Source organism: Dyella thiooxydans (genome assembly GCF_001641285.1).
Taxonomy (GTDB): domain Bacteria; phylum Pseudomonadota; class Gammaproteobacteria; order Xanthomonadales; family Rhodanobacteraceae; genus Dyella_A; species Dyella_A thiooxydans.
Genome location: NZ_CP014841.1, coordinates 2,666,272 through 2,691,289, shown reverse-complemented (window position 1 = coordinate 2,691,289; position 25,018 = coordinate 2,666,272). Strand labels below are relative to the sequence as shown.

19 protein-coding genes and 1 pseudogene are annotated in these 25,018 nt (G+C 66.0%); 14 read left to right on the top strand and 6 right to left on the bottom strand.

Features of this window, described 5'->3' with window-relative positions; genetic code table 11:
• Nucleotides 1-74 precede the first annotated feature (74 nt).
• The gene (locus tag ATSB10_RS12270; protein ID WP_063673079.1) at nt 75-857 is read left to right on the top strand and encodes an SDR family oxidoreductase; all 783 of its coding nucleotides are present in this window, start codon (nt 75-77) and stop codon (nt 855-857) included.
• Between the two features lie 222 nt (nt 858-1,079).
• On the opposite strand, the gene ATSB10_RS12265 is transcribed toward ATSB10_RS12270, so the two are convergent.
• On the bottom strand, nt 1,080-1,727 hold the full coding sequence (locus ATSB10_RS12265) for a DUF4124 domain-containing protein (protein WP_063673078.1): 648 nt from the start codon (nt 1,725-1,727) through the stop codon (nt 1,080-1,082).
• 40 nt (nt 1,728-1,767) lie between these two features.
• Nucleotides 1,768-2,712, bottom strand: a complete 945-nt coding sequence (locus ATSB10_RS12260; protein ID WP_063673077.1) for a DegV family protein — start codon at nt 2,710-2,712, stop codon at nt 1,768-1,770.
• Between the two features lie 257 nt (nt 2,713-2,969).
• Here ATSB10_RS12260 and ATSB10_RS12255 point away from each other — a divergent pair, with 257 nt between their 5' ends.
• The 6 genes and pseudogenes from ATSB10_RS12255 to ATSB10_RS18990 all read left to right on the top strand — a co-directional run.
• Nucleotides 2,970-3,758, top strand: coding sequence for an AMP nucleosidase (locus ATSB10_RS12255; protein ID WP_063673076.1), 789 nt, complete (start codon nt 2,970-2,972; stop codon nt 3,756-3,758).
• Nucleotides 3,759-4,275: 517 nt separating this feature from the next.
• Nucleotides 4,276-7,200, top strand: a complete 2,925-nt coding sequence (locus ATSB10_RS12250) for a TonB-dependent receptor plug domain-containing protein (RefSeq protein WP_157469228.1) — start codon at nt 4,276-4,278, stop codon at nt 7,198-7,200.
• A gap of 115 nt (nt 7,201-7,315) precedes the next feature.
• The gene (locus ATSB10_RS12245) at nt 7,316-9,100 is read left to right on the top strand and encodes a sulfotransferase (RefSeq protein ID WP_083966204.1); all 1,785 of its coding nucleotides are present in this window, start codon (nt 7,316-7,318) and stop codon (nt 9,098-9,100) included.
• A 168-nt stretch (nt 9,101-9,268) separates the two neighbouring features.
• Nucleotides 9,269-9,859 carry an IS481 family transposase gene (locus tag ATSB10_RS12240; protein WP_063673075.1) on the top strand — a complete coding sequence of 197 codons (591 nt, stop codon included), beginning with the start codon at nt 9,269-9,271 and terminating at the stop codon, nt 9,857-9,859.
• A gap of 48 nt (nt 9,860-9,907) precedes the next feature.
• Nucleotides 9,908-10,986, top strand: a protein-coding gene (locus ATSB10_RS12230) for an IS3 family transposase (RefSeq protein ID WP_425478122.1) whose coding sequence is annotated in 2 segments (ribosomal slippage) — nt 9,908-10,166 and nt 10,166-10,986 — 1,080 coding nt in all. Because the reading frame shifts where the segments join, the coding sequence is not laid out codon by codon here.
• Between the two features lie 78 nt (nt 10,987-11,064).
• Nucleotides 11,065-11,400 (top strand): annotated as a pseudogene (locus tag ATSB10_RS18990) (integrase core domain-containing protein); the annotation flags it as partial.
• Here the strand turns inward: ATSB10_RS18990 and grxD are convergent.
• Nucleotides 11,397-12,293 carry a Grx4 family monothiol glutaredoxin gene (gene grxD / locus ATSB10_RS12225; protein WP_063673073.1) on the bottom strand — a complete coding sequence of 299 codons (897 nt, stop codon included), beginning with the start codon at nt 12,291-12,293 and terminating at the stop codon, nt 11,397-11,399. The pseudogene ATSB10_RS18990 and the gene grxD sit on opposite strands and share 4 nt — an antisense overlap.
• Nucleotides 12,294-12,455: 162 nt before the next feature.
• Here grxD and ATSB10_RS12220 point away from each other — a divergent pair, with 162 nt between their 5' ends.
• Together ATSB10_RS12220 and ATSB10_RS12215 are read left to right on the top strand one after the other, a co-directional pair.
• The gene (locus tag ATSB10_RS12220) at nt 12,456-13,082 is read left to right on the top strand and encodes a TetR/AcrR family transcriptional regulator (RefSeq protein ID WP_083966203.1); all 627 of its coding nucleotides are present in this window, start codon (nt 12,456-12,458) and stop codon (nt 13,080-13,082) included.
• Nucleotides 13,079-13,867: an SDR family NAD(P)-dependent oxidoreductase gene (locus ATSB10_RS12215; RefSeq protein WP_236886418.1), complete on the top strand. Its 789-nt coding sequence runs from the start codon at nt 13,079-13,081 to the stop codon at nt 13,865-13,867. The genes ATSB10_RS12220 and ATSB10_RS12215 overlap by 4 nt, the downstream gene beginning before the upstream one ends.
• Here the strand turns inward: ATSB10_RS12215 and ATSB10_RS12210 are convergent, their stop codons facing one another.
• The 3 genes from ATSB10_RS12210 to ATSB10_RS12200 all read right to left on the bottom strand — a co-directional run bounded on the left by ATSB10_RS12210 (nt 13,868) and on the right by ATSB10_RS12200 (nt 16,665).
• Nucleotides 13,868-14,725 (bottom strand): UDP-2,3-diacylglucosamine diphosphatase, encoded by an 858-nt coding sequence (locus ATSB10_RS12210; protein ID WP_063673071.1) that lies wholly within the window; start codon nt 14,723-14,725, stop codon nt 13,868-13,870.
• 90 nt (nt 14,726-14,815) lie between these two features.
• The gene (locus tag ATSB10_RS12205; protein WP_063673070.1) at nt 14,816-15,418 is read right to left on the bottom strand and encodes an SGNH/GDSL hydrolase family protein; all 603 of its coding nucleotides are present in this window, start codon (nt 15,416-15,418) and stop codon (nt 14,816-14,818) included.
• Nucleotides 15,419-15,420: 2 nt separating this feature from the next.
• Complete coding sequence (locus tag ATSB10_RS12200) at nt 15,421-16,665, bottom strand: aminotransferase class I/II-fold pyridoxal phosphate-dependent enzyme (protein WP_063673069.1); 1,245 nt, start codon at nt 16,663-16,665, stop codon at nt 15,421-15,423.
• A gap of 138 nt (nt 16,666-16,803) precedes the next feature.
• Here ATSB10_RS12200 and rsgA point away from each other — a divergent pair, with 138 nt between their 5' ends.
• The 5 genes from rsgA (at nt 16,804) to aceE (ending at nt 24,967) form a co-directional block, all read left to right on the top strand.
• Complete coding sequence (gene rsgA / locus ATSB10_RS12195; RefSeq protein ID WP_063673068.1) at nt 16,804-17,859, top strand: ribosome small subunit-dependent GTPase A; 1,056 nt, start codon at nt 16,804-16,806, stop codon at nt 17,857-17,859.
• Between the two features lie 23 nt (nt 17,860-17,882).
• Nucleotides 17,883-18,362 carry a hypothetical protein gene (locus ATSB10_RS12190; protein ID WP_063673067.1) on the top strand — a complete coding sequence of 160 codons (480 nt, stop codon included), beginning with the start codon at nt 17,883-17,885 and terminating at the stop codon, nt 18,360-18,362.
• On the top strand, nt 18,359-19,633 hold the full coding sequence (locus ATSB10_RS12185; protein WP_063673066.1) for a peptidase MATCAP family protein: 1,275 nt from the start codon (nt 18,359-18,361) through the stop codon (nt 19,631-19,633). Before ATSB10_RS12190 ends, ATSB10_RS12185 begins: the two co-directional genes overlap by 4 nt.
• A 92-nt stretch (nt 19,634-19,725) precedes the next feature.
• Nucleotides 19,726-22,020, top strand: coding sequence for an NADP-dependent malic enzyme (locus ATSB10_RS12180; RefSeq protein ID WP_063673065.1), 2,295 nt, complete (start codon nt 19,726-19,728; stop codon nt 22,018-22,020).
• A 226-nt stretch (nt 22,021-22,246) separates the two neighbouring features.
• Nucleotides 22,247-24,967 (top strand): pyruvate dehydrogenase (acetyl-transferring), homodimeric type, encoded by a 2,721-nt coding sequence (gene aceE, locus ATSB10_RS12175; RefSeq protein WP_063673064.1) that lies wholly within the window; start codon nt 22,247-22,249, stop codon nt 24,965-24,967.
• Nucleotides 24,968-25,018 lie beyond the last annotated feature (51 nt).

Below are 25,018 nucleotides of genomic sequence, written 5' to 3'. Positions count from 1 at the left end.
ATCAGTGTCCCGCCCCTCGGCGACAGCGGCAAGGTCGCTGGCACGGCGTGCGGACCGCGCTTTAAGCTCACCCCATGAACGCACGCATCGACGCTTGGCAATTGCATGGACACACGGCGCTGGTCACCGGCGCCAGCAAGGGCATTGGCTACGCCACCGCGCGGGAGTTGGCCGGTCTGGGGGCCGACCTGCTGCTGGTGGCGCGCGACGAGGACTACCTGGAGCAGGTGCGCCTCGATCTGGCCGACGATTTTCCGGACGTCGAGGTCCTCGCCTTCGCCGCCGACCTGACCGAGCCGGAGGACCGGCTGGCCGTGTTCGACTGGGTGCGCGACCTGGAGGTGCCGTTGTCGCTGATGGTCAACAACGCCGGCGGCAACCAGTCGAAACCCACGCTGGATTATGCGTCCGGGGACTATCGGACGATCTTCGAGCAGAACCTGTTCTCCGTCTTCGAGATGTGCCGGCTGGCGCACCCGCATCTGGCCGAGCATGGCAATGCGGCGATCGTCAATGTGGGTTCGGTGTCCGGCCTGACCCACGTGCGTACCGGCTCGCCGTACGGTATGACCAAGGCGGCGTTGCACCAGTTGACGCGAAACCTGGCGGTCGAATGGGCCGCCGACGGCATCCGCGTGAACGCGGTCGCGCCGTGGTACATCCGCACCCAACGTACCGACGGGCCGCTGGCCGATCCGGATTACCTGGAGGAAGTGCTCGATCACACGCCGCTGCGGCGCATTGGCGAACCAGAGGAGGTTGCCGCGGCGATCGCTTTCCTGTGCCTGCCCGCCGCCAGCTACGTCACCGGCCAGGTGCTGGCGGTGGACGGAGGCTTCGTCAGCTACGGCTTCTGATCCCCGTGTTGTCCACAGCGGCTGTGGATAGCTTCCGGACAAGCTTGTGGACGAGCTCGGCAACACCTCGCCACACAAGGTTTTTCAGCGGATCGACGATGTTCTGACCAGTGTCGGTCGGGGTTTTCCACAGCTTCTGGGGATCGCCTGTGGACAAGCCTGTGGGTGGCGTCGGCAAAGGCCCGCACAGCAGCGACTTGCATCACCTTGCGCAGGAATCGCTCAGTGCCCGCTGCAGTTCGCCAGTTGTGCCTCGAGTTCGGCCTCGCGCTTGACGAAAGGGGCCTGCTCGCTTTCAAAGGCCTGCTGGAGCTTGTGTTCGTTGTCGTCGTACTGCTGTTGCAATGCCTCGCAGGTTTCCCGGGCGTCGAGAGGGCGGCAGGCATCGCGCACCCACACGTAGTTGTTGGCGACCAGGCCCGCGGTCACCTTGCCCCGGTTGAGCTCCGGCGCCGAGGCGCCCGCGCCGCCCAGTCCGTAGACCGACCCCAGGGGCTGGCTTACCGCTCCGAGCACTCCGAACGGAACCGCATAAGGCGCCGGCTGGCCATTCGCGCTCGTGTAGAGGGAGCCGTCCGTCGCCTTCTGGCAGCGGTAGAGCATGGGCAGGGGCGCGGCAGGTGGGGGTGCTGCCGTCGGCATCGTGACCGCAACCGGGGGCGGCGCCGGAGCCGCGGTATCGGGCGGAGGCGGGGCGGCCGGCCCGGGCGCGGCAAGCGTAATGGCCTGCTGCTTCGCCCGGGCAGGGCACGGCGCATCCTGATAGCTCACCCGGCCGTTGGCAGCCGTGCACTTGTAGGCGGTTTCCGCCGCGACCGGTACCGACAACAGCGTGGCGACCAGGATCAGCAGCGAGCGGCGGGCGATCATGGCGTATGCCGTGCAGGCTCGGGGCTGGGCCGGTGCCAGGTCAGAACTCGACGACGTGCTCTTCCGCGGCAAAGCCAACGGTCAGGGCGCCCTCACCGACGTTGACCATGCCGGTGATACTCATCGGGGCGATCATCAGTTCCACCTTGCATTCCTCGCAGGCGGCCTTCAGCGCCTCGAAGCCGGGCAGTTTCGGCACGTCGGCGAGGTCACCGCCATAACTGATGCACACCACTGGCACCAGCAGGCCGGCGTGGACCCGCTTGCAGACGTAGTCGAACAGCGTCTCTGCACCGTGCTCGAAGCCCCGCACCTTGCCCACCGGGGCCGTCTCGCCACGGTAGCCGCGCAGCAGCGGCTTGATGTCCAGCGCCGAACCCATCACCGCGCTGAACAGGCCGACGCTGCGGTCGCCCTTGGTCTTGGCGCGGGCGCGCAGGTAATAAAGGTCGCGCGGCAGCATGTAGCCGTAGGAATTGTTGGCGACGTAGGTCAGGCGCTCGCGGATCGCCGCCGGCGCTTCGCCGCTCTTGAACAGGCGGGTCGCCTCCACGATCGCCGGCGCCGCACCGGCGAACAGCGTGCGGGTGTCGATCACCCGCATCAGGAACGGGCCCGGCATGGTGGTCTGGTCGCGCACGTCGCGGTAGTGCTTGAGCACCGCGAAGCTGGCCTTGATGACGTGGTCGTTGATCGGGCTGCGGGTGGCGGTGATGGTGAGGCAGAACACGCAGTCCTTTTCCAGCACCAGCTTCTCGAGGAAAAGCTTCTGCACGTCTTCCACTGAGCAGGGTTCGGTCGATGCGGAGTGACTCCGGCTGCCCATCTTCTGGTCGAGGAAGCGCTGGATTTCCGCCGGGTTTCGGTCGTCCTTGAACGTGTCCTTGTCGACATGCACGGCAATCGGCATCACCGCGATGTCATGTTCTTTGATGAACGCCTGCGGCAGGTCGCAGGATGCGTCGATTGCAAGGCCCATGCGCATAGTCTTGATAACCCTCCCGGAAGGCGCGCCGAACATAACACGGCCCCCGGTGCCGTGACGTACCTCGCATCCATGCGTCCAGTGGGAGCCTCGTCGCCAGGATATCGACCCGGCTCCGGGCGCCTTGAGCGGACCCCTCACTGGCGGTCGCTGTCGCCGCCCGCCTAGAATGCCGGGCTACAACATTTGGCATCTTGCCGGCGTGGCGTCGCCGGTAACGCGCGGCCGTTCCGACCGCGCCGACCTCCCGAGGTCCCATGAAAAGCAAGCAAGAAATCGTCTCCAACTGGTTGCCACGCTACACCGGCACCCCGCTGGAGGAGTTCGGCCAGCACATCCTGCTGACCAACTTCGGCCACTACGTGGATCTGTTCGCCCAGTGGCACGGCGTGGAGGTGCGTGGCCGCGACCGGCCCATGCCCAACGCCACCGCCGATGGCATCACCCTGATCAACTTCGGCATGGGTAGCCCGAACGCTGCCACCGTGATGGACCTGCTCGGCGCCATCGGGCCCAAGGCGGCGCTGTTCCTGGGCAAGTGCGGAGGCCTGAAGAAGAAGAACCAGATCGGCGACCTGGTGTTGCCGATCGCCGCGATCCGCGGCGAGGGCACCTCGAACGACTACCTGCCGCCGGAGGTTCCGGCGCTGCCGGCGTTCCAGCTGCAGCGTGGCGTGTCGACGATGATCCGCGACCTCGGCTACGACTACTGGACCGGCACCGTCTACACCACCAATCGCCGGGTCTGGGAGCACGACGACGGATTCAAGGATTACCTGCGGCGTACCCGCTGCATGGCGATCGACATGGAGACTGCCACGATCTTCGCCGCCGGATTCGCCAACGGCATCCCCTGCGGCGCACTGCTGCTGGTCTCCGACCAGCCGATGATTCCCGAGGGCGTGAAGACCGAGGCCAGCGACCAGAAAGTCACCGGGCAGTTCGTCGAGCGGCACATCCGCATCGGCGTGGAGGCGCTGAAACTGGTGCGCCGGCATGGCCGCAGCGTGAAGCATCTGCGCTTCGAGGAAGATATTGAGCCTTGAGATGAGTCTCTGGGGGATTTTTTCGCAATATATTTCGATATTGTGCCGGGCTTCTTTTGGGGAAGAAGCCCGGCACAAAGGATTGCAGCGCATTCGCGCAGATCACTGCGGGCTTGCGAGGCACCCCTGAGCCGATCATCTCCTTAAATTCACCACGTCTTCGCCAGGGCGGGTCGGATCTTCTGCCATGTCCGGCATCATCGCGGCGCCCTCAAAGAGTGATGATTTGCTCCTTGACACGGCTTGTGAAGTGGTCGTTAAATCGACAGAGCTAAGAATTATGTGATTCGTAATTTATTACGAATTGAGTCGGTTCTGGCTAGGTGGAAGTGCAGCGTATGGAGAGCGATTTGAAGGCTTTGTATTTGAGGACTGGAATCTTTGAATGCAGTGTTTTCAATGTAATCCATGATTTTAGAAAGGCTGCATGAGTGGGTGCTCTGTCCTTAAAATCACTTAAGGGTTGATGAGTTTTCTCTGAAATAGATTTTGATTTTTCATCAAGGGGAGATAACTGATGATGTTTAATAAGAAGCCGCTGCATGGCGCCATCAAGCTTGCGCTGGCCATCGGTATGGCGGGTGTGACATTTTCCGCTGCCGGTCATCCGCAAGCTCAGTCGGCGGGTCAAGACCAGACTGGCGCCAGCGCTGGCCAGTCGGCAAAGAATCAAAAGAAAGAAACCACCCAGTTGCAGACCATCGTGGTGACGGGTAGTCGTCTGCCAAGCGTTACGATCACCGCCTCGAGCCCGGTCACGCAGGTGGACGCCAAGCAGTTCAAGGTCACGGGTACCACGAGCGTTGACCAGTTGGTCAACCAGATGCCCCAGATGAGCCCCTACTTCGATCAGTTCCAGAACAACGGTGCCACCGGATACCCCACCGCTGATCTGCGTGGACTGGGTACCAACCGCACGCTGGTACTCATCGACGGCCAGCGCGTTCAGGCGGGTTCGGCGTTTGCCGTTGACCTAAGTCAGATCCCTGCTGCGCTGGTGAAGCGCGTTGACATCCTTACCGGCGGCGCCTCGGCCGTTTATGGTGCCGATGCCGTGGCCGGTGTGGTGAACTTCGTGTTGAACGATGACTTCGAAGGTCTCCAGTTCGACTATGACATGTCGGGCTACCAGCACGACAATCGCAATAAGTACATGCAGGGATTGGAGACCAAAGCGGGCTTCAATGCTCCTAATGGAAACACCGGCTTTGATGGCAAGACCCGCACGGCTGACGTGATTTTCGGGGGTAAGTTTGCTGAGGGTGCGGGTCATGCCATGGGCTGGGTCTCCGTGCAGAAGACCGATGGCGTGGTTCAGGGCTCGCGAGATTACTCCGCATGTGCTCTCAACGTTGCGGGCACCGCGTGCGGTGGCTCCGGCACGGCGCCAACCCCGAATTTCTATGTGTTTGACCACAATTTCAATGGCGATCTTGCCCACTTCGATACTGCCACCAACAAATTCGTTCCTGGAATTGGGCAAACTTATAACTATGCGCCGCTGAACTACTATCAGCGTCCCGATACGCGCGTGAATGTTGGTACGTCGATCAAGTATCACGTCAACGATGCGTTCGAGCCGTATATGGACTTCATGTATACGCATCGCCGCAGCGAGTTTCAGTTTGCGGAGTCGGGCACCTTCTTCGGTCAGACGCTGAGCATCGATTGCGCCAAGGATGCGGCACTGGTCGGCTCCCTGTGTACGGATCTGGCTCCGGCCTACAACCTCGATACCACTCAGCCGCTGACCGTTTATGTCGGCAAGCGCAACGTCGAGGGTGGTCCGCGCGACACGTCGGCGACTGACGACTCCTACCGCGCGGTGCTTGGTGCCAAGGGCGACATCAACCTCAACTGGTCCTACAACGTGGCGGGCGTGCTCGGCGAGACCACCGACACCCAGGTGGGCACTGGTGATCTGCTGTCTGATCGCATCGCTCCGGCGCTGATGGGGTGCCCGGCTGGTTCGTACAGCGGCTGCATCCCCTACAACGTGTGGCAGCCCAACGGCGTGACGGCCGCTGCCGCCAAGAATCTGCAGGGCACCAGTCTCCTGCAGACCCGCACGCGCCTGATGGACTTCAATGGCTACGTGAGCGGCGATTTCGGCTACAGCCTGCCTTGGGCGGATGGCGATCCGATCACCCTTGTCGCAGGTACCGAGTGGCGCAAGGAGAACTTCAACTTCAACGCCGACAGTAACTCGCAGGCGGGTAATTTCGCCGGCTCTGGCGGCCCCTCGCTTCCGCTCTCCGGCCAGATCTCGGTGCGAGAACTCTACACCGAGGCTGGTGTTCCGCTGGTCGAGAACGTAGGCGTGCTGAAATCCCTCGGCCTCGACCTGGGTTATCGCTACTCGCACTACAAGCTGTCGGGATCCAGCAACACCTTCAAGATCGGCTTCGGCAGCAATTTCAACGATGTGTTCCGCATTCGCGGTGGCTTCAACCGTGCCGTGCGCGCGCCGAACGTTTCCGAACTGTTCTCCACCAACCAGATCCAGTTGTTTAACGGCAGCGACGGTTGTGCGGGTGCCACCCCGACGTTCACGGCCGCGCAGTGCCTGAACACGGGCGTTACTGCGGCACAATACGGGCACGTCCCGGACAGCCCGGCCGGGCAGTTCAACCAGTACACCGGCGGCAGTCAGAGCCTGAAGCCGGAGAAGGCCGACACCTACACGCTTGGTGTTGCAGTGACCCCCATGGAAAACATGGAGACCTCGCTGGATTTCTATGACATCAAGATCAAGAACACGATTGCCGCGATCGGTGCTCAGACCATTTTGGATTTCTGCGCCACGACCGGTGATTCGTTCCTGTGCAACAAGGTGCATCGCAATCCGGCGACCGGCGATCTGTGGCTGGGCCAGACTGGTCGCGTAGACAATCTGACCGATAACTTCGGCAATCTTGAGACTCGTGGTCTCGACCTGAATGCCAGCTACAAGTGGTCGATGCTCGGTGGACAGGCGAGGGCGTCGCTGGTGGGCACCAGGCTGCTGAACTACAAGGTGGACCCGCTGCCGGGCGTGAACTCCCAGGCCCAGTACGATTGCGCAGGCAAGATCTCTCCGGGACTCGCTTGTGACAATCCGAAGTGGCGCCACATCGTGAACCTGAGCTACAGCCGCGATTGGTGGAGCGTCAATGTGCGGTGGCGTTACTTCGGTGCCGTGCATTACTCCAACACGGATGGCAGTGCGTTGACCCAGGATAAGCTCCTCGCGGGTAGCCATCAGATCTCGGCTTACAACTGGCTGGACCTGTCCGGCTCGTTCAAGCTCGCGAAGCGCGTTGACCTGACGGTGGGCGTGAACAACGTTACCGATCGCCAGCCGCCGCTGGTGGGCCACACGCTCGTCTTCAATGCCAACACCCCGGGTGGCTATGACGAGCTCGGTCGTTACTTCTTCAGCAATATCAGTGTGAAGCTCTGATCTAGCTGGAAATGCTGCATCGGGCGGCGGGCTTCGGCCCGCCGCTTTTTTTTGGCCAGCTCATCAGCGGTACGTATCAGAAATTCGTGGGCGGGAATGCTCTGGGGGGGGCAGATTGAGCGCAGTCAGCCATCGTGCCGACAACGCAGCCTATGGGGGCCTCTGCGGCCTGCTCAAGCGCGAGCAGGTGCGCCACTGTTGCTGCCAGTCCCGGATCGATGCGCGGGCCGACCTGTTTGACTACCTCAAATGGTTCCACAACCCTCGTATGCGGCGTAGAGTCGCTCGATCCGATCGAGCGTTTTCAGCTTCAATCAAGCCGTCTGTGGGAGCGGAGCAGAACCCCGGAGCCACTGACGACTCCATCCAGGATTCCATCGATCTTTTTCAGGCAGCGATGGTTATGAATCGATTTCCACTTGATCCACAGCTTGTGGGTTCTTGTCGCAGCGCCGACGCGCTGCTTCGTGCAGGTAGGTATGCGGAGGCCGCCGACGCCTACCGGGGGATACTCTCAAGGGACGTTTCGAACGCAGATGTCTGGTACAACTTGGGCTATGCGCTCAAAGCGTTGGGCCGCTTCGAGGACGCGCTTTCGGCCTACGACGGTGCCTTGCGGGCGGGGGTGGGTGACCCGCAGGAAGTCCATCTTAATCGCGCTGTGATCTATTCCGATCACTTGCGCAGGGACGAACTAGCCAAGGGGGAGTTGCTTGCTGCGCTTGCCATACGCCCGGACTACATACCCGCATGGCTCAATCTTGGCCTGCTTCATGAGGAGTGCGGCGATCGTGAAAAGGCGGTTGCGTGCTACGAAAGGGTGCTGCTGGCGGAGGGCGGACCTGAAGACGTCCGCCGGCCAGAGGCATTAGCTCGATTGGCGCATTTGAAGCGTCCGGACCATCCGGATGCGCCCCAGTTGGGGATCCTGCGTGAGGCGGCGGAGTCTGCGCGCGATCCGCAGACGCGAGCCAACCTCTGGTTTGCATTGGGTCAGGCTCACGAGCACCTTTCGTCTGTTGACCTGGCGTTCGAGGCGTTCACGCGCGCGAATGCGTGTTGTCGTCAACAAGCGCCCGGATATGACCGGCGTAGCCAGGAGCGATTCGTCGACGCGTTGATTGCGCAGTTCAATCTCCCGGTGGCGGACCGGCCGCTGCAGCCGGGGCCGCAGCCCGTGTTCATCTGCGGCATGTTCCGCTCCGGCTCGACCTTGCTCGAGCAGGCCTTGGCAGCGCATCCGCTGATCTGTGCCGCCGGGGAACTGGATATTCTGCCGCGCATGGTGAGTGGACAGCTTTCGCCCTTCCCGTCCTCCATGGCCGCCATTACCGAGGTTAGGCTGGATGAGCTGTCTGGGGGCTACTTGGATGCATTGCGCAAGCTCCCATCAACAACAGAAGGGGCTGCCTATGTCTCTGACAAGCGGCCTGACAACTTCCTGCTTGTTGGTTTGATCAAGCACCTGTTTCCAAGGGCAAAAATTCTGCATACGGTGCGCCACCCGCTCGACAATGGGCTATCGATCTTCATGCAGCACCTCGATCCGCGGGTAGCGCCCTATGCGACGGATCTACAGGATATCGGCCACTATTACATGCAGTATCGTCGAATGATGGAGCACTGGAAAAGCCTGTATCCGGAATCCATCCACGACGTTGACTACGACTCGCTAGTCTTGGCGCCAAAGGATGTTTTGGCGTCGGCGCTGGACTTCCTCGGCCTCGAATGGTGGCCCGGCTGTCTGCGTTTCCACGAGCTTTCAAACACCGTCAAGACAGCAAGCTACTGGCAGGTGAGGCGTCCGCTTTATCGGGATGCCTCGGGTAGATGGCGTCGCTATGAAACTAAGCTGCGCCCGCTCCGGGAAGTCGTCGAGCGCAGAGACTTGCCGCGATGATCGGTCAAGGGTTTGATTCAATAAAATGGGGCTTGGCACCATGACGCGTTAGTAGCACGACACACTTGGGGCGATCTAGTTCTGATGTTTCAAGAGGTTGTTCCCCTCTGACCGGAGGGCGAAGCTGATGTCGCCAAACACACAGCTTCCATCCGCGAGGGGAACAACATGCACAAGAGTGTGCGCCTGACGCCCAGGGGTCGAGAGGTGCTTATCCAACGCCTACAAGCGGGCCAGCGGGTCGCCGCGGTAGCTCAGGCGATGGGCTTGTCCGAAACGACGGTGCGCAAGTGGTGGCGGTGTTTCAGGCAGGGCGAAAGCCCGGCTGACCGAAGCAGCCGCCCGCTTCGCAGTCCGCGCGCCGTGACCGTTGAGCCGCGCGCACAGATCGAGGCCTTGCGCCGGCAGCGCCGTAGCGGCCGCTGGATCGCCATCACAATGGGCCTGTCAGCGGCCACCGTGTCGCGGGTACTACGGCGGGCGCGATTGAGCCGTTGGCGTGAGCTTGAGCCGCAGCCACCGGTCCTGCGCTACGAGCGCGCGGCCGCAGGTGAGCTGATTCACCTGGATACCAAGAAGCTCGGGCGCATCGAGCGGCCCAGCCATCGGGTGACGGGCAACCGCCGAGATCGAGTGCGCGGCATCGGCTGGGAGTTCGCCCACGTGGCCATCGACGACCATTCGCGCGCCTCCCTGGTCATGATGGCCGAGGATGAGCGCAAGGAGAGCGCGGTGGCGTCGACGTCCCCCCGGTTTTGAGTAGCACTGCTGTTTGGAGTCCAATCCCCCAACCGAAGGAGATTGGACGTGAAGAAGCGCTTTTCCGAGGAACAGATCATCGGCTTCCTGCGTGAGGCGGATGCCGGCTTGCCGATCAAGGAGCTGTGCCGCAAGCACGGCTTCAGCGAGGCCTCCTACTACCTGTGGCGCAGCAAGTTCGGCGGCATGAGCGTTCCGGACGCCAAGCGCCTGAAGGAGCTGGAGACGGAGAACACGCGGCTGAAGAAGCTGCTGGCCGAGCAGATGCTTGAGAACGAGGTGATCAAGGACGTCCTGCGAAAAAAACCGTAGGCGCACCAGCCCGGCGAGCGTTGGTGCGCCAGATGATCGACAAGGGGTTGAGCGAGCGGTGCGCGCTGCGCGTGGTGGGCATGAGCGCCAGCGCGTACCGGTATCAGGCGCAGCTAGACCGCAACGTGGCGCTGCGACGGCGGATCGTGGAGCTGGCGCAGCGGCACAAGCGCTACGGCGTGGGGATGATCCACCTGAAGCTTCGGCAGGAGGGCGGCGAGCCGGTGAACTACAAGCGTGTGGAGCGGTTGTATCGGGAGGAGCGGCTGCAAGTGCGCCGGCGCAAGCGGAAGAAGGTGCCGGTGAGCGAGCGGCAGCCGCTGTGTCGTCCATCGGCGCCCAACGAGGTGTGGTCGATGGACTTCGTGTTCGATCGGACCGCCGACGCCCGCGTCCTCAAGTGCCTGACCATCGTCGACGACGCCACGCATGAGTCGGTGGGCATCGAAGTCGAACGAGCCATCTCCGGCCTCGGTGTGACGCGCGTGCTGGATCGCCTGGGGCTCATTCGCGGCCTGCCCAAGACGATCCGCACCGACAACGGCAAGGAGTTCTGCGGCAAGGCGATGGTCGCCTGGGCGCACGAACGTGGCGTGCAACTGCGTTTGATCGAACCAGGCAAGCCCAACCAGAACGCCTACATCGAATCGTTCAACGGCCGCTTGCGCGACGAATGCCTCAACGAACACTGGTTTCCCAGCCTGCTGCACGCCCGCACCGAGATCGAACGCTGGCGGCGGGAATACAACGAGGAGCGACCGAAGAAGGCGCTGGGCGGGCTGACACCAGCCGCTTACGCGAAGCAGTTAAAGTAGCTCAGGACTCTAAACCGACCCGCTACTCAAAGCGGGGGGACGTCGGCGTTCCTGGAGCAGGTGGTCAAGCACTACCGCGCCTGCGGCATCCGCGTGCAGCGTGTGATGACCGATAACGGCTCGGCCTATCGCTCTCGGGACTTTGCCGACGCCTGCCGGCGCCAGTAGCTGCGCCATCTGTATACCCAGCCCTATACGCCCCAGACCAACGGCAAGGCCGAGCGCTTTATCCAGACGGCGCCGCGTGAGTGGGCTTACGCGGCCAGCTATGTCACCTCGCAAGAGCGCAGCGAGGCGCTCCAGGAGTGGCTTCACCACTACAACTGTCACCGTCCACACAGTGCTCTCGGGGGCCGCCCGCCCGTGTCTCGACTGATGCTCAGCCAAAACAACCTATTGAAGCTCCACAGCTAGGCCGCCCAGGCTTCCATGCCGCCTTCCACGTTGAAGATCTGGCTGAAGCCGTGCGAGGCGAAGCGCTCGGCGACCCCCCGGCTGGAGATGCCCCGCTGGCAGACGAAGGCGATCGGCGTGTCCTTGGGCAGTGCGGCAAACGCGTCGTAGCCCTCGTCTTCCAGGATGCGCGCTTGTGGCAGCGAGGGCAGCATGGCGCGGGCGGCCGCCGGGCGCACGTCCACCAGGACGAGGCTGCCATCGGCCAGCCGCTGGCGCAGCTCCTGCACGCTCATGTCGTGCACCTGCTGCGCGCCCGGGAACTTCAGGCTCAGGCCCTCGCCCTGCACGGTGGATACCCAGTCGATCACGATGCCCTTGGCACGCTGTGCGCTGGCCGGGTCGAAGTGGATACGCAGTCCATTGGACTCGGCCACGATGTCGAAGTCGCCGGCCGCGGCGAGCTGGAACCCGGCGCTGAAATCCGGGCCGATCTCCAGGTGGATCACCACGCCCTGCGCATCGGCGGTGCCCTGGCGGATCATCTCGGCGGCCTTGTCGGTGATGGTGATCTCCGGTGGTGTGCGGTCCGGCGGTGCCGCGCCGAACAGGTTGTGCAGCTCACCGCTGGTGTACATCTGGCGGATGATGTCCGAGCCGCCGACCAGTTCGCCCTCGACGTAGAGCTGCGGGATGGTGGGCCACTCGCCGTAGATCTTGATGCCCTCGCGGATCGCCGGATCTTCCAGCACGTTGACCGTGTGATAGTCCTCCAGCAGCTCGTTCAGCGTATTGGTGGCGGCGGCCGAAAAGCCGCACATCGGCTGCTGGCGGGTGCCCTTCATGAACAGCACCACGCGGTGCTCGCTGAGCAGGGACTGGATGCGGTCGCGGGTGGCGGGATCGAGGGACATGGGCGCGTTTCCGGTTCAGGAAGTGGGATAGCGCTACATGGTAGCGCGTGGGTCGGGGCGCAAGTCGCGATTGCATAATGACCTATGGTCATTTATAAATGACTCATGGTCACTAAAAAAACATGCCCGCTGGGCCGGGGCCGTCGTGCCGTGGACGAGTCGATGAAGGAGCGCCGTCGGCGCGACCTGCTCACCGCCGCGCTGCGCCTGCTCGAGCGGCAACCCTACGAGACGATCACCATGAGCGCGGTGGCCGCGGCCGCGGACGTGGCCAAGGGCACCACCTACCTGTATTTCCCCACGCGCGAAGCGCTGTTCCTGGCGCTGCTGGCCGAGCACTACGCCGCCTGGTTCGATGCCCTCGACACCTGTCTGCGCGAGGGTCCCGCGAGTGCCGACGCCTGGACCACCTGGGTCGCCGCCGAACTGTCCGCGCGGCCGATGTTCCTGCGCCTGGCGGGCCTGCTGCACGTCGTGCTGGAGGCGAACGTACCGGTGGCCGAGGTGGTGAGCTTCAAGCGATCGCTGGCCGGGCGCCTGGCCACCAGCGGTGCCGGGCTGGAAGCTGCCCTCGAGCTGCCCCCGGGCTGCGGCGTGCGTCTGCTGCTGTGGTTGCAGGCCGTGGTGCCCGGCCTGGCGCAGATGGCGGCGCCGGCGCCCGAGTTGCATCAGGCCTTGCGTGGCGACGCGATGCTGGCGGGCCTGCTGATCGACTTTCCCAACGAATTGCGCGCCCTGCTGGGCGCCCTGATCCGCGGCCTCGAGGTCGCGAAGGAGTCCCACCCGTGAGCATCTCCTCCCTGCAGGGCCGTACGGCCCTGGTCACCGGCGCCTCCAGCGGACTTGGCATCGAGTTTGCCCGCGAGCTGGCCCGACGGGGTGCCGACCTGATCCTGGTCGCCCGCAGCGAGGCGCCGATGCAGGCGCTCGCACAGGAGCTGCGCGCGTCCGGTCGCACCGTCCACGTCAGGCCGGCCGACCTGGCCGACCCCGCAGCGCGCGAGGCGCTGATTGCAGGCCTGGCGGCCGAAGGCGTTGCGATCGATGTGCTGGTCAACAATGCCGGTTTCGGCGTGTTCGGCGAGTTCGTCCAGACCCCGTGGCCAAAGCTGGAGGACATGCTGGAGGTCGACGTGGTGGCCCTGACCCACCTCACCCGGCTGGTGCTGCCCGGTATGCGCGGGCGCGGATTCGGACGCGTGCTGCAGGTCGCCTCCACCGGGGCGTTCCAGCCCACGCCCTACTACGCCGCCTACGCGGCGGCGAAAAGCTACGTGCTGGAATTCAGTTACGCGATCGATGCCGAGCTGCGCGGCAGCGGCGTGCGCTGCACCGTACTGTCGCCGGGGGTGACCGCGACCCAGTTCTTTGCCGTCTCCGGACAGCGGCCCACGCTGTATCAGCGGGTGACCCGCATGCAGGCGCCGACGGTGGCGCGGCAGGGCGTGGCGGCGATGCTGCGGGGGCGAACCGGAGTGATCGCTGGCTGGGCCAACGCGCTGATGGCGCAGGGCACGCGCTTCATGCCGCGCCGGCTGGCCGCACGGGTCGCGGGCCAATTGATGCGTAACTGATCACGCCGCGGGCCGGAGTTCATCCAGGCTGCGCTGGCGTCGCGCCAGCGGGGCCAGCGCCAGCGCCGCGGCGGGCGAGGGCAGCACCAGCTCGCGGCTGGCGCGGCCCAGCGCGGTGGGCTGCTCGCTCCAGTGGATCAGCTCCATGGCGCCGGTGTGGTCCTCGACCAGCGCCGTGCAATGCTCGACCCAGTCGCCGTCGTTGAGATAGAGCAGGCCGTCCATCTCGCGCACCTGGCCGAAGTGGATGTGACCGCAGATGTGCCCGTCGAAGCCCCGCTCGCGGGCATCCCCGGCCACGCGCTCCTCGTAGGCACGGATGTAGGCCAGGGCCTTGCCGACGTGCGACTTCACGATGATCGACAGTGGCAGGTAGGGCAGGTCCATCCGGCGCCGCCACGCGTTGACCCGCCGGTTGCTCCAGCAGATGAACCGGTGCATCGCTTCGCCCAGGTGCAGCATCCAGCTCCGGCCGACGTGTTCGGGGTCGTACTCGTCGCCGTGGCTGACCCGGTAGCGACGCCCGTCGGCGCCCTCGTGCACCGCCTCCAGCGCAATGCGCACGCCGCCGAAGTCCTGGCCGGCCAAGCCCCGCAGGGCGGCATCGTGGTTGCCGGGGATGTAGGTCACCTCGACGCCGCGCCGGGCCAGGTCGAGGATCTTGGCGATCACCGCCCCGTGGTCGGCATGCCACCACATGCGCTTGCCCAGCGCCTCGAGATCGATGATGTCGCCGACGAGGTAGAGCCGCTCGCAGCGGAGCTGGCGGAGGAAGTCCAACAGGTAGCGCGCCTTGCAGTCAGGCGTGCCCAAGTGCACGTCGGAGATGAAGGCGCTGCGGCAGCGGAGCGTGGCCATGGCGGCGGTTCCCGGTGGTTGCCCGGGGCGCCAGTATTCGTCGCGCGGATCACCGCGCGATGGCGGCGAGGTTGCAGCGCGGTTGCGGCGTCAGGCGGCCAGCGCGGCGCGGGCGGCCGGAGCGATGCGCGAAATCCAGCGGGCGTACTGCCGCGCATCCGGGTGGAGGCCGTCGTCGGCGAGCTCGTCCGGGTGGGCTCGCGTGAGATCGGTGATGTCGACGAATGCCGCGCCCGCGGTGCCTGCCTCGGTGCGCGCGATGGCGTTGAACCGATCCAGCGCCGCGCCGATCGCCGCACGGTCGCGCCCCGACTCCCGCGCGAAGCGCGTCACGCCCCAGTCCGGGATCGACACCACCACCACGCGGCCCGCCTGTCCATCCGCCAGCGCCACCGCGCGCGCGAGCAGATGGGCGAACTCTTGCCGGTACTCGTCCTCGCTGCGGCCGCGGTACTGGTTGTTCACGCCGATCAGAAGGGTCACCAGGTCCCAGCCGGGTGCCAGCGTCGCCGAGTCCATCCCGGCAGCCAGCTCGTCCGTGGTCCAGCCGGTCACGGCGACGATGCGCGGTGGGTCCAGCGCGATTCCGGCGGCCGCGAGATCGGCCACCAGCTGCACCGGCCAGCGGCCGGCCTCCGGCACGCCCTCACCGATGGTGTAGGAGTCGCCCAGGGCGAGGAATCGGGCGGCCACCGTCAGGCGAAGGCGGCCGCGCGGGCCGGCTGTTCGGCGGCCATCGCGGCAAGCACGCGTTCGATCCGCACGAACACCTCGCGCAGCTCCTCCGGCTGCGGTAGCAGGGTGAGGCGGAATTGCCGGCTGGCCGGCACGTTGAAGCTCGCGCCTGGCACCACCAGCACCGACTCCTGCTCCAGCAGGCGCAGCGCGAACGCGCCATCGTCGAACACCGGCAGGCGGTCGGCGCGCACGCCGGGGAACGCGTAGAGCGCACCCTCGGGGGCGGCCAGTTCCAGGTAGTCGCTGGCCGCCACGCCCTCGATCACCGCGCGACGCGCTTCGTGCAGTCGTCCGCCCGGCGCGGTCAGTGCGTGGATGGTCGGCGCACCCTGCAGTGCCGGAACCACCGCCCATTGCGCGGTGGCGTTGGCGCACAGCCGCAGCGCGGCCAGCAGCTGCAGCGCGTCGCGGTACTCGGCGGTGCGTGCAGGGTCGCCGGACAGGCTCATCCAGCCGACGCGATAGCCGCAGGCGCGGTGCACCTTGGACAGCCCGCCGAAGCTCACGCACGGCACGTCGCCAGCCACTTCCGCCAGCGGCTGGAACACGGCACCGTCGTAGAGGATCTCGTCGTAGATCTCGTCGCACAGCAGCAGCAGCCGGTGCCGTGCGGCGATGGCGACGATCTGCTCGAGCAGTGCGCGCGGGTACACCGCGCCTGTCGGGTTGTTCGGGTTGATCAGCACCAGCGCGCGGGTGCGCGGGGTGATCAGGCTCTCGATCTCCGCCGGGTCGGGCAGGTGGCCGTTTTCCGGCAGGCAGCGGTAATAGCGTGGGCGGCCCCCGTTGAGGATGGTCGCGGCGCTCCACAGCGGGTAGTCGGGGCTGGGCAACAGCACCTCGTCACCCGGCTGCAGCAGGGCGCGCAGGCTGATGTCGATCAGCTCGCTGACGCCGTTGCCGATGAACACCCGGTCCATGTCCACACCGCGCGCGCCACGGGCGCGCTGCAGGTCGGCAATGGCAGCGCGAGCCTCTTCCAGGCCCTGCTCGTGGCCATAGGCCTCGCTCTCGGTGAGCTTGGCGGCGATGGCTTCGCGCAGGTGGGGTGGCGTCTGGAAGCCGTAGCGGGCCGGGTTGCCGATGTTGAGCTTGATGATCGGCAGGCCTTCGGCCTCCATCTCGCGGGCGCGGCGGGTCAGCGCGCCACGGATCTCGTAGCGCACGTTGGAAAGATGCGGGCTGGGTTTGATCGGGGCCAACGACGTAGGTTCCTGTGCTTTGCTGCACCGGCGCTTGCGGCCGGCGGTGCAGGCATGCTAACAGCGAGCGGGCGGCCCGTGTGGGCCAGCCAAGAGTCGGATATCGGCCCGATCGGGGGCCGGGCATAATCGGGCCCCATGAGCGAAGCCACCCTAATCGACCGACTGCGCCATATCGGCTGGCGCGGCGAATCCCTCCCCTCTGGTGGATTGCGGCTGGCCCGCGTGGTGGCCCAGCACCGTGCCGGCTACGAGCTGCACGATGGCGAGCACCTGTTCGGTGCCCAGCCGGCCGGCCATTTCCTCAAGCGTGGACTGGATCCCGCCGAGCGGCCGGCGGTGGGTGATTTCGTCGAGTTCGAGCCGGGGGCCCCGCCGCACATCCAGAAAGTGCTGGCGCGGCGCACCGTGCTCTCGCGTGCGGCCGCCGGCGAGCGCTACGAGCGTCAGGTGATCGCCACCAACATCGACTACGTGCTGGTGCTCACCGGCCTGGATGGCGACTTCAATCCATCGAGGATCGAGCGCTACCTGTCGCTGATCGAGGACTCAGGTGCCCGTCCGGTAGTGCTGCTGAGCAAGCTGGATCTGACCGAGGATGCGGCCGATCGTGTCGCCGAGCTGCGTGGCCGCCTGCCCGGCGAGGTGCCGATGCATGCCATCAACGGCAAGGATCCGGCCAGTATCGCCGTGCTGGCGGAGTATCTGCGCCCGGGCGACAGCGCGGTGCTGGTCGGCTCGTCCGGAGCGGGCAAGTCCACTCTCACCAACACCCTGCTGGGGGTGGACCGCATGGCGACCAGCGCCGTGCGCGCCCACGACAGTCGGGGACGCCACACCACCACCCATCGCGCCTTGCTGCAGCTGCCGACCGGCGGCTGCCTGATCGACACGCCGGGCATGCGCGAACTCAAGCTCACCGGCGACGAGAACCTGGACCTGTTCGCCGACATCGACGAGCTGGCCGAGTTGTGCCGCTTTGCCGACTGCGGCCACGGTAGCGAGCCGGGGTGCGCGGTGCAGGAAGCACTGGACAACGGCGCGCTGTCCGCCGAGCGCTGGCGCAACTACCTGAAGCTGCGCGACGAACGCGAAGACCAGGCCGCCACGCTCGAGGCGCGCCTGCGTCGCCAGCGCGGCGGCCGGCCGATCGACCGCCCGCATGGCCATCGCGGCCAGCGCGAGCGCGACTGAGCAGGCGTCGGCGGCGCGCCTTCATGCAGCGACTCTCCTCCGCCGGCACCATCTGGTACAAGCGGGCCTTTCCGCTGCTCTGGTTCGGCCTGCTGGCCGTGTTCCTGGCGATCGCCTGGCTGCAGCCCGGTGGTCCCGGCAAAGCGCCGCCGCGGGTCATGATGATCGTCCCGCTGTTCATGATGGGCTTCGGCTACGTGCTCATGCGCAAGCTGGTGTTCGACCTGGTCGACGAGGTCTGGCTGGACGGTGACCAGGTCGTGGTCGTCCAGCGCGGCGAGCGCAACCGCATCCCGCTGCTGCAGGTGATGAACGTGAATGCGACCACCATGGTCAACCCGCCGCGGGTCACCCTGATGCTGCGTCAGCCGAACACGCGACTGGGCGACTCGGTGAGCTTCATTCCGGCGGGGCCGCGCGACCTCTTTCGCAGCTTCAGGCCCAATCCGGTGGCGCTGGACCTGATCCGCCGCATCGACGACCTGCGGCAGCGCTCGCCATGAGCCCGCCGCCTGCGGAGGTTCCGCCCGGGCTGGCGCGCTACGCCGCGCTCGACCAGCGTCTGCTGGCCGCGGTGCGGCCGATCCGCATCCTGCCCACCGTCGCCTGGCCGGCGTCGCTCGAGGACCGCATGATCGGTGACTATGCGGCTGGCCGACTGGCCTTGCCGCAGGTGCGTTACGGGCCGCCGGACCTGTCGGCCGCCCGTGCGGAGCTGGTGGCGATCGAGCGCGAGGCGGGACATGAGGATCCGCTGGGCGACTACCTCTGCCGCACCGCCGAGTCGTGGCGGATCGCCGCCGAAATGCTCGAGGCGGCGGGCACGGCAGGCGTCACCGCGCCTTCGATCGTCCTGTATGGCCATCCGGGCGACCTGATCCCGGGCAGCAGCAAGAGCAACCTCGACGCCGCCCGCTACTTCGTCGACCTGGCCGACGAGCTGGGTGCCGATCTGCTGGCCGACGAGGTTGCCGGGACCATCGCGGCGGAACAGCTGCGCGGCGAGCTTGCGCAGACCCTGGACGGCTTCTTCGGCGCGGGCGTGATCGCGGTGGAGGTGGATCCGGAGCTCACCGCCAAGGCGGCGGCTGGGGCGACCCGCATCCGGCTGCGGGGCGGCACCACGTTCACCGACTACGACCGCCACCAGTTGCTGGCGCACGAGGCCTACGTCCACTCGCTGACCGCCCTGAACGGTCGTGCGCAGCCGCTGCTGGCTTCGCTGGCGCGCACATCGCCACGGGTCACGGCCACCCAGGAAGGTCTGGCCGTGTTCGCCGAGCTGATGTCCGGCGCCATCGACATTTCGCGACTGAAGCGCATCAGCCTGCGCATCCTGGCGATCGACATGGCGCTGCGCGGGGCGGATTTCGTCGAGGTCTACCGCTTCTTCCTGGAACGCGGCCAGAGCGTGGCGGACAGCTTCCACTCGGCCCAGCGCGTGTTCCGCGGCGTGCCGCCCACCGGCGGTGCGGTGTTCGCCAAGGACAATGTGTACCTGTCCGGGCTGCTGGCGGTGCACACGTTCTTCCGCTGGGCGCTGAAGCAGCGCCGGATGGACCTGCTGCGCCACCTGTTCGCCGGCAAGCTGGCGCTGCACGACGTGGTCGCGCTCGAACCGCATTTCACCTCCGGCGCGATCGTCGCGCCGCGCTGGCTGCCGCCGTGGATGCAGCACGTACACGGCCTCGCCGGCAAGCTGGCGTTCTCGCTGTTCGTCAACCGCATCCACATGGGTCGGGTGCAGGCCGAGGAACTGTCGCTGGGCCTGTGACCCGCCGTCGCGGTGCGGCGCCGCACAGCGGCCGGCAAGGAACGCGGTGCTAACATGCGCGCCTCTTCGCCCCGGATCACCGACCCGCTCCCATGGCCAATCCCCCCGAGGAACTCAAGCACGCCGCGCTCGAATACCACCGGCTGTGCCCGCCCGGCAAAATCAAGGTCAGCGCGACCAAGCCGATGGTCACCCAGCGCGACCTGGCACTGGCCTACTCGCCCGGCGTGGCCTACGCCTGCGAAGCCATCGTGGAGAATCCCAACGCGGCGAGCGAGCTCACCGCGCGCGGCAACCTGGTGGCGGTGATCACCAACGGCACCGCGGTGCTGGGGCTGGGCGACATCGGCCCGCTGGCCGGCAAGCCGGTGATGGAAGGCAAGGGCGTGCTGTTCCAGAAGTTCGCCGGCATCGACGTGTTCGACATCGAGCTCAACGAGCACGACCCGGACAAGCTGGTCGACATCATCGCGGCGATGGAGCCGACCTTCGGCGGCATCAACCTCGAGGACATCAAGGCGCCGGAGTGCTTCATCGTCGAGCGCAAGCTGCGCGAGCGGATGAAGATCCCGGTGTTCCACGACGACCAGCACGGCACCGCGATCATCGTCGGCGCCGCCGTGCTCAACGCGCTGGAAGTGGTCGGCAAGGACATCGGCAGCGTCAAGGTCGCCACCACTGGCGCCGGCGCGGCCGGCATCGCCTGCCTGGACATGCTGGTCGCGCTGGGCGTGAAGAAGGAGCACATCACCGCGTTCGACCGCGACGGCGTGATCTACACCGGCCGCGAGCATCTGGACCCGGACAAGGCGCGCTACGCGCGCGACACCGACAAGCGCACGCTGGCCGACATCGTCGCCGGCGCCGACGTGTTCCTGGGCCTGTCGGCTGGCGGCATCCTGAAGCCGGAGATGGTCGCCACCATGGCCGACAAGCCGGTGATCCTGGCGCTGGCCAATCCGAACCCGGAGATCTCGCCGGCCGACGCCAAGGCGGTGCGCCCGGACTGCATCGTCGCCACCGGTCGATCGGACTATCCGAACCAGGTCAACAACGCGCTGTGCTTTCCGTACATCTTCCGCGGCGCGCTGGATGTCGGTGCCACCGGCATCAACGAGGCGATGAAGCTGGCCTGCGTGCGCGCCATCGCGCAGCTGGCGCGAGAAGAGGCGGCGGACCTCGGCAGCGCCTATGGCGAGGACATCCCCTCGTTCGGCCCGGATTACCTGATCCCGCGCCCGTTCGACCCGCGCCTGCTGGTGATGCTGGCGCCGGCCGTGGCGCAGGCGGCGATGGACTCGGGTGTGGCCACCCGGCCGATCGCCGACATGGACGCCTACCGCGAGAAGCTCGGCCAGTTCATCTACCGCACCAGCCTGATCATGAAGCCGGTGTACGAGCGTGCCCGCGCCGACCGCAAGCGCGTGGCCTACGCCGAGGGCGAGGAAGAGGTGGTGCTGCGCGCGGTGCAGACGGTGGTCGACGAGAAGCTGGCCCACCCGATCCTGATCGGCCGCCCGGACGTGATCGAGGCGCGCATCCAGCGCCTCGGCCTGCGCCTGCGTCAGGGGGTGGATTTCGAACTCACCAACATCCACGACGATCCGCGCTTCAACGACTACTGGCAGCAGTACCACACGCTGACCGAGCGTCGCGGCGTGACCCCGGCGGCGGCGAAGAACCTGATGCGTTCCCGGCACACGCTGATCGCCGCGATGATGGTCGAGCGCGGCGAGGCCGATGCGATGATCTGCGGCCTGGTCGGGCGCTACCACAAGAAGCTCGGCTACCTGCGCAGCGTGTTCGGGCTGGACCCGGGCGTGCAGTGCACCTCGGCGATGTCGGCGGTGATCAACGACCGCGGCGCCTGGTTCTTCGTCGACACCCACGTGCAGTGCGACCCGACCGCCGAGCAGATCGCCGAGGCCACGCTGCAGGCCAGCTACCGGCTCAAGCTGTTCGGCATTGAGCCGAAGGTGGCGCTGCTGTCGCATTCCAACTACGGCAGCCACGAGAACGCCAGCGCGGCGAAGATGCGCAGGGTCTACCAGATCCTCAAGGAGCGCTATCCGAAGCTGGAGATGGACGGCGAGATGCAGGCCGACACCGCGTGGGACGAGGTGCTGCGCCGGCGGATGTTCCCGCATACCACGCTGACCGGTCGCGCCAACCTGTTCGTGCTGCCCAATCTGGACGCCGCCAACATCGTCTACAACATGGTGCGGGTGATGACCGACGGCGTGGCGATCGGCCCGATCCTGATGGGCGTGGACAAGGCGGCGCACATCCTGACCCCGGCCTCCACCGCCCGCCGCGTGGTCAACATGACCGCCGTGGCCGCGGTGGATGCGCAGATCCGCGCCGCGCAGGGCGAACGTCGGGGCTGAGTTCCGGATCCGGCAGTCTCCCGGCCGGGGCTTGCCGGGCCGGGCCACGATGGCCCGGCAGGCGGCGGGTGGTCGCTTCCGGCGGGGTTTGGACGGCCATCCGCCGGCGTATCGCATTGGCGCGCTGCGTCATTGGCGATAGACTCGGAAGGCTATCGGCCCGTCCGGGCGGCGTTCTTACCCCCTACGGCGGCGTATCCCCTGACGCTGCGGAGAATCTTCCCCCATGGATCAGCTCGACGACATCCTCCATCAGGACATCGATCCCACCGAGACCAACGAGTGGATCGAATCGCTCAATGCGGTGATCAGCCATGACGGCACCGAGCGCGCGCATTACCTGCTGGAAAAGATGGTCGACTCCACGCGGCGCGCCGGTGGCTACCTGCCGTTCGACCCGACCACCGAGTACGTCAACACCATCGCGCCGCAGAACGAGGCCAAGTCGCCGGGCGACGCCACGATGGAATGGCGCATCCGCACCCTGATCCGCTGGAACGCGATGGCGATGGTGGTGCGGGCCAACCGCAAGCCGGGCGAGCTGGGCGGGCATATCGCCAGCTTCGCCTCCTCGGCCACGCTGTACGACGTGGGTTTCAACCACTTCTGGCGTGCGCCCAGCGCCGATCACCCGGGTGACCTGGTGTTCCACCAGGGCCACTCCAGCCCGGGCGTGTACGCGCGTTCCTTCCTGGAAGGCCGCATCGCCGAGGAGCAGATGGACCTGTTCCGCATGGAAGTGGTGGGCAAGGGCCGCGGCCTGTCGTCCTACCCGCACCCGTGGCTGATGCCGGACTACTGGCAGGTGCCCACGGTGTCGATGGGCCTGGGTCCGATCCAGGCGATCTACCAGGCGCAGTTCTGGAAGTACCTCGAGCACCGCGGCCTGATCCCCAAGAGCGACCGCAAGATCTGGTGCTTCCTCGGCGACGGCGAGACCGACGAGCCGGAGAGCCTGGGCGCGATCGCGCTGGCCGGCCGCGAGGGCCTGGACAACCTGATCTTCGTGATCAACTGCAACCTGCAGCGGCTGGACGGCCCGGTGCGCGGCAACGGCAAGATCATCCAGGAGCTGGAGGGCGTGTTCCGCGGCGCCGGCTGGAACGCCATCAAGGTGGTCTGGGGCAGCTACTGGGATCCGCTCCTGGCGCGTGACACCAGCGGTACCCTGCGCAAGCTGATGATGGAAACCGTCGATGGCGAGTACCAGGCCTGCAAGGCGTTCGGCGGCAAGTACACGCGCGAGCACTTCTTCAACAAGTATCCGGAAACCGCGCAGCTGGTCGCCAACCTGTCCGACGACGACATCTGGCGCCTCAACCGCGGTGGCCATGACCCGCACAAGGTCTACGCGGCCTACCACCAGGCGGTGAACACCCAGGGCATGCCGACGGTGATCCTGGCCAAGACCGTCAAGGGCTACGGCATGGGTGCGGCCGGCGAGTCGCAGAACCCGACCCACCAGCAGAAGAAGCTGGATGCCGATGCCGTGCGCCACTTCCGCGACCGCTTCAACATCCCGGTGCCGGACGAAAAGCTGGCCGACGTGCCGTACTACCACCCGGGCAAGGACTCGCCGGAAGTGCAGTACATGCTCGAGCGCCGCAAGGCGCTGGGCGGTTCGCTTCCGCAGCGTCGCCGCAAGGCCGACCAGAAGATCACTGCGCCGGAGCTGTCGGCCTTCGAGCAGATCACCAAGGGCTCGGGCGAGCGCGAGATCTCCACCACCATGGCGCTGGTGCGCGGCATGAACCTGCTGCTGCGCGACAAGCAGCTGGGCGAGCGCGTGGTGCCGATCGTCGCCGACGAGGCGCGCACCTTCGGCATGGAGGGCATGTTCCGGCAGATCGGCATCTATGCGCCGTTCGGCCAGAAGTACCGCCCGCAGGATGCCGACCAGCTGCTGTACTACCGCGAGGACATCAAGGGCCAGGTGCTGCAGGAAGGCATCTCCGAGGCCGGCGGCATGGGCGCCTGGATGGCCGCGGCCACCAGCTACAGCATCTCCAACGTGGCGATGCTGCCGTTCTTCATCTACTACTCGATGTTCGGCTTCCAGCGCATCGGCGACATGTGCTGGGCGGCGGGCGACATGCGCGCGCGCGGCTTCCTGGTCGGCGGCACCGCCGGCCGCACCACGCTGAACGGCGAAGGCTTGCAGCACGAGGACGGCCATTCGCACCTGATGTCCGGTGCGATCCCGAACGTGAAGTCCTACGACCCGACCTTCTCCTACGAGGTGGCGGTGATCCTGCAGGACGGCACCCGCCGGATGATGCAGGAGCAGGAAGACGTCTACTACTACCTGACCGTGATGAACGAGAACTACCAGCACCCGGACATGCCGGCCGGTTGCGAGGAAGGGATCATCAAGGGCATGTACCTGTTCCGCGACTGCGGCGTGTCGACCAATGGGAACGGCAAGGGCAAGGGCAAGGCGAAGGCGCCGTGCGTGCAGCTGCTTGGCTCGGGCACGATCCTGCGCGAGGTGATCGCCGCCGCCGAACTGCTGGAGAAGGATTTCGGCGTGCACGCCGACATCTGGTCCTGCCCCAGCTTCATCGAGCTGCGTCGCGACGGCTTCGATGCCGAGCGCTGGAACCGCCTGCATCCGGAAGCCGAGCAGCGCGTGCCGTACGTCACCGGCCTGCTGCAGGACCGCGCCGGTCCGGTGGTGGCCGCGACCGACTACGTGCGCGAGTTCGCCGACCAGATCCGCGCCTTCATCCCCGAAGGCAAGCGCTACACGGTGCTCGGTACCGACGGTTTCGGCCGCTCGGACACCCGCGCCCACCTGCGCGACTTCTTCGAGGTGGATCGCTACTGGATCGCCCACGCCGCGCTGGCCGCGCTGGCGAAGGACGGCCTGGTCAACGCCAAGGACGTGGCCCGCGCGATCAAGGAGTACAAGCTCGATCCGGAGAAGCCGAACCCGATCACCCAGTGACGGGATCGTTTCCAACAAAAAGCCCGCCTTTCGGCGGGCTTTTTGTTTGGG

What these genes read in the sequence shown, in the direction of transcription:
- ATSB10_RS12270 (WP_063673079.1), top strand. Translation starts at nt 75, where the DNA reads ATGAACGCACGCATCGACGCTTGGCAATTGCATGGACACACGGCGCTG.
- ATSB10_RS12265 (WP_063673078.1), bottom strand. Translation starts at nt 1,727, where the DNA reads ATGATCGCCCGCCGCTCGCTGCTGATCCTGGTCGCCACGCTGTTGTCG.
- ATSB10_RS12260 (WP_063673077.1), bottom strand. Translation starts at nt 2,712, where the DNA reads ATGCGCATGGGCCTTGCAATCGACGCATCCTGCGACCTGCCGCAGGCG.
- ATSB10_RS12255 (WP_063673076.1), top strand. Translation starts at nt 2,970, where the DNA reads ATGAAAAGCAAGCAAGAAATCGTCTCCAACTGGTTGCCACGCTACACC.
- ATSB10_RS12250 (WP_157469228.1), top strand. Translation starts at nt 4,276, where the DNA reads ATGATGTTTAATAAGAAGCCGCTGCATGGCGCCATCAAGCTTGCGCTG.
- ATSB10_RS12240 (WP_063673075.1), top strand. Translation starts at nt 9,269, where the DNA reads ATGCACAAGAGTGTGCGCCTGACGCCCAGGGGTCGAGAGGTGCTTATC.
- grxD (WP_063673073.1), bottom strand. Translation starts at nt 12,293, where the DNA reads ATGTCCCTCGATCCCGCCACCCGCGACCGCATCCAGTCCCTGCTCAGC.
- ATSB10_RS12220 (WP_083966203.1), top strand. Translation starts at nt 12,456, where the DNA reads ATGAAGGAGCGCCGTCGGCGCGACCTGCTCACCGCCGCGCTGCGCCTG.
- ATSB10_RS12210 (WP_063673071.1), bottom strand. Translation starts at nt 14,725, where the DNA reads ATGGCCACGCTCCGCTGCCGCAGCGCCTTCATCTCCGACGTGCACTTG.
- rsgA (WP_063673068.1), top strand. Translation starts at nt 16,804, where the DNA reads ATGAGCGAAGCCACCCTAATCGACCGACTGCGCCATATCGGCTGGCGC.
- ATSB10_RS12190 (WP_063673067.1), top strand. Translation starts at nt 17,883, where the DNA reads ATGCAGCGACTCTCCTCCGCCGGCACCATCTGGTACAAGCGGGCCTTT.
- ATSB10_RS12185 (WP_063673066.1), top strand. Translation starts at nt 18,359, where the DNA reads ATGAGCCCGCCGCCTGCGGAGGTTCCGCCCGGGCTGGCGCGCTACGCC.
- ATSB10_RS12180 (WP_063673065.1), top strand. Translation starts at nt 19,726, where the DNA reads ATGGCCAATCCCCCCGAGGAACTCAAGCACGCCGCGCTCGAATACCAC.
- aceE (WP_063673064.1), top strand. Translation starts at nt 22,247, where the DNA reads ATGGATCAGCTCGACGACATCCTCCATCAGGACATCGATCCCACCGAG.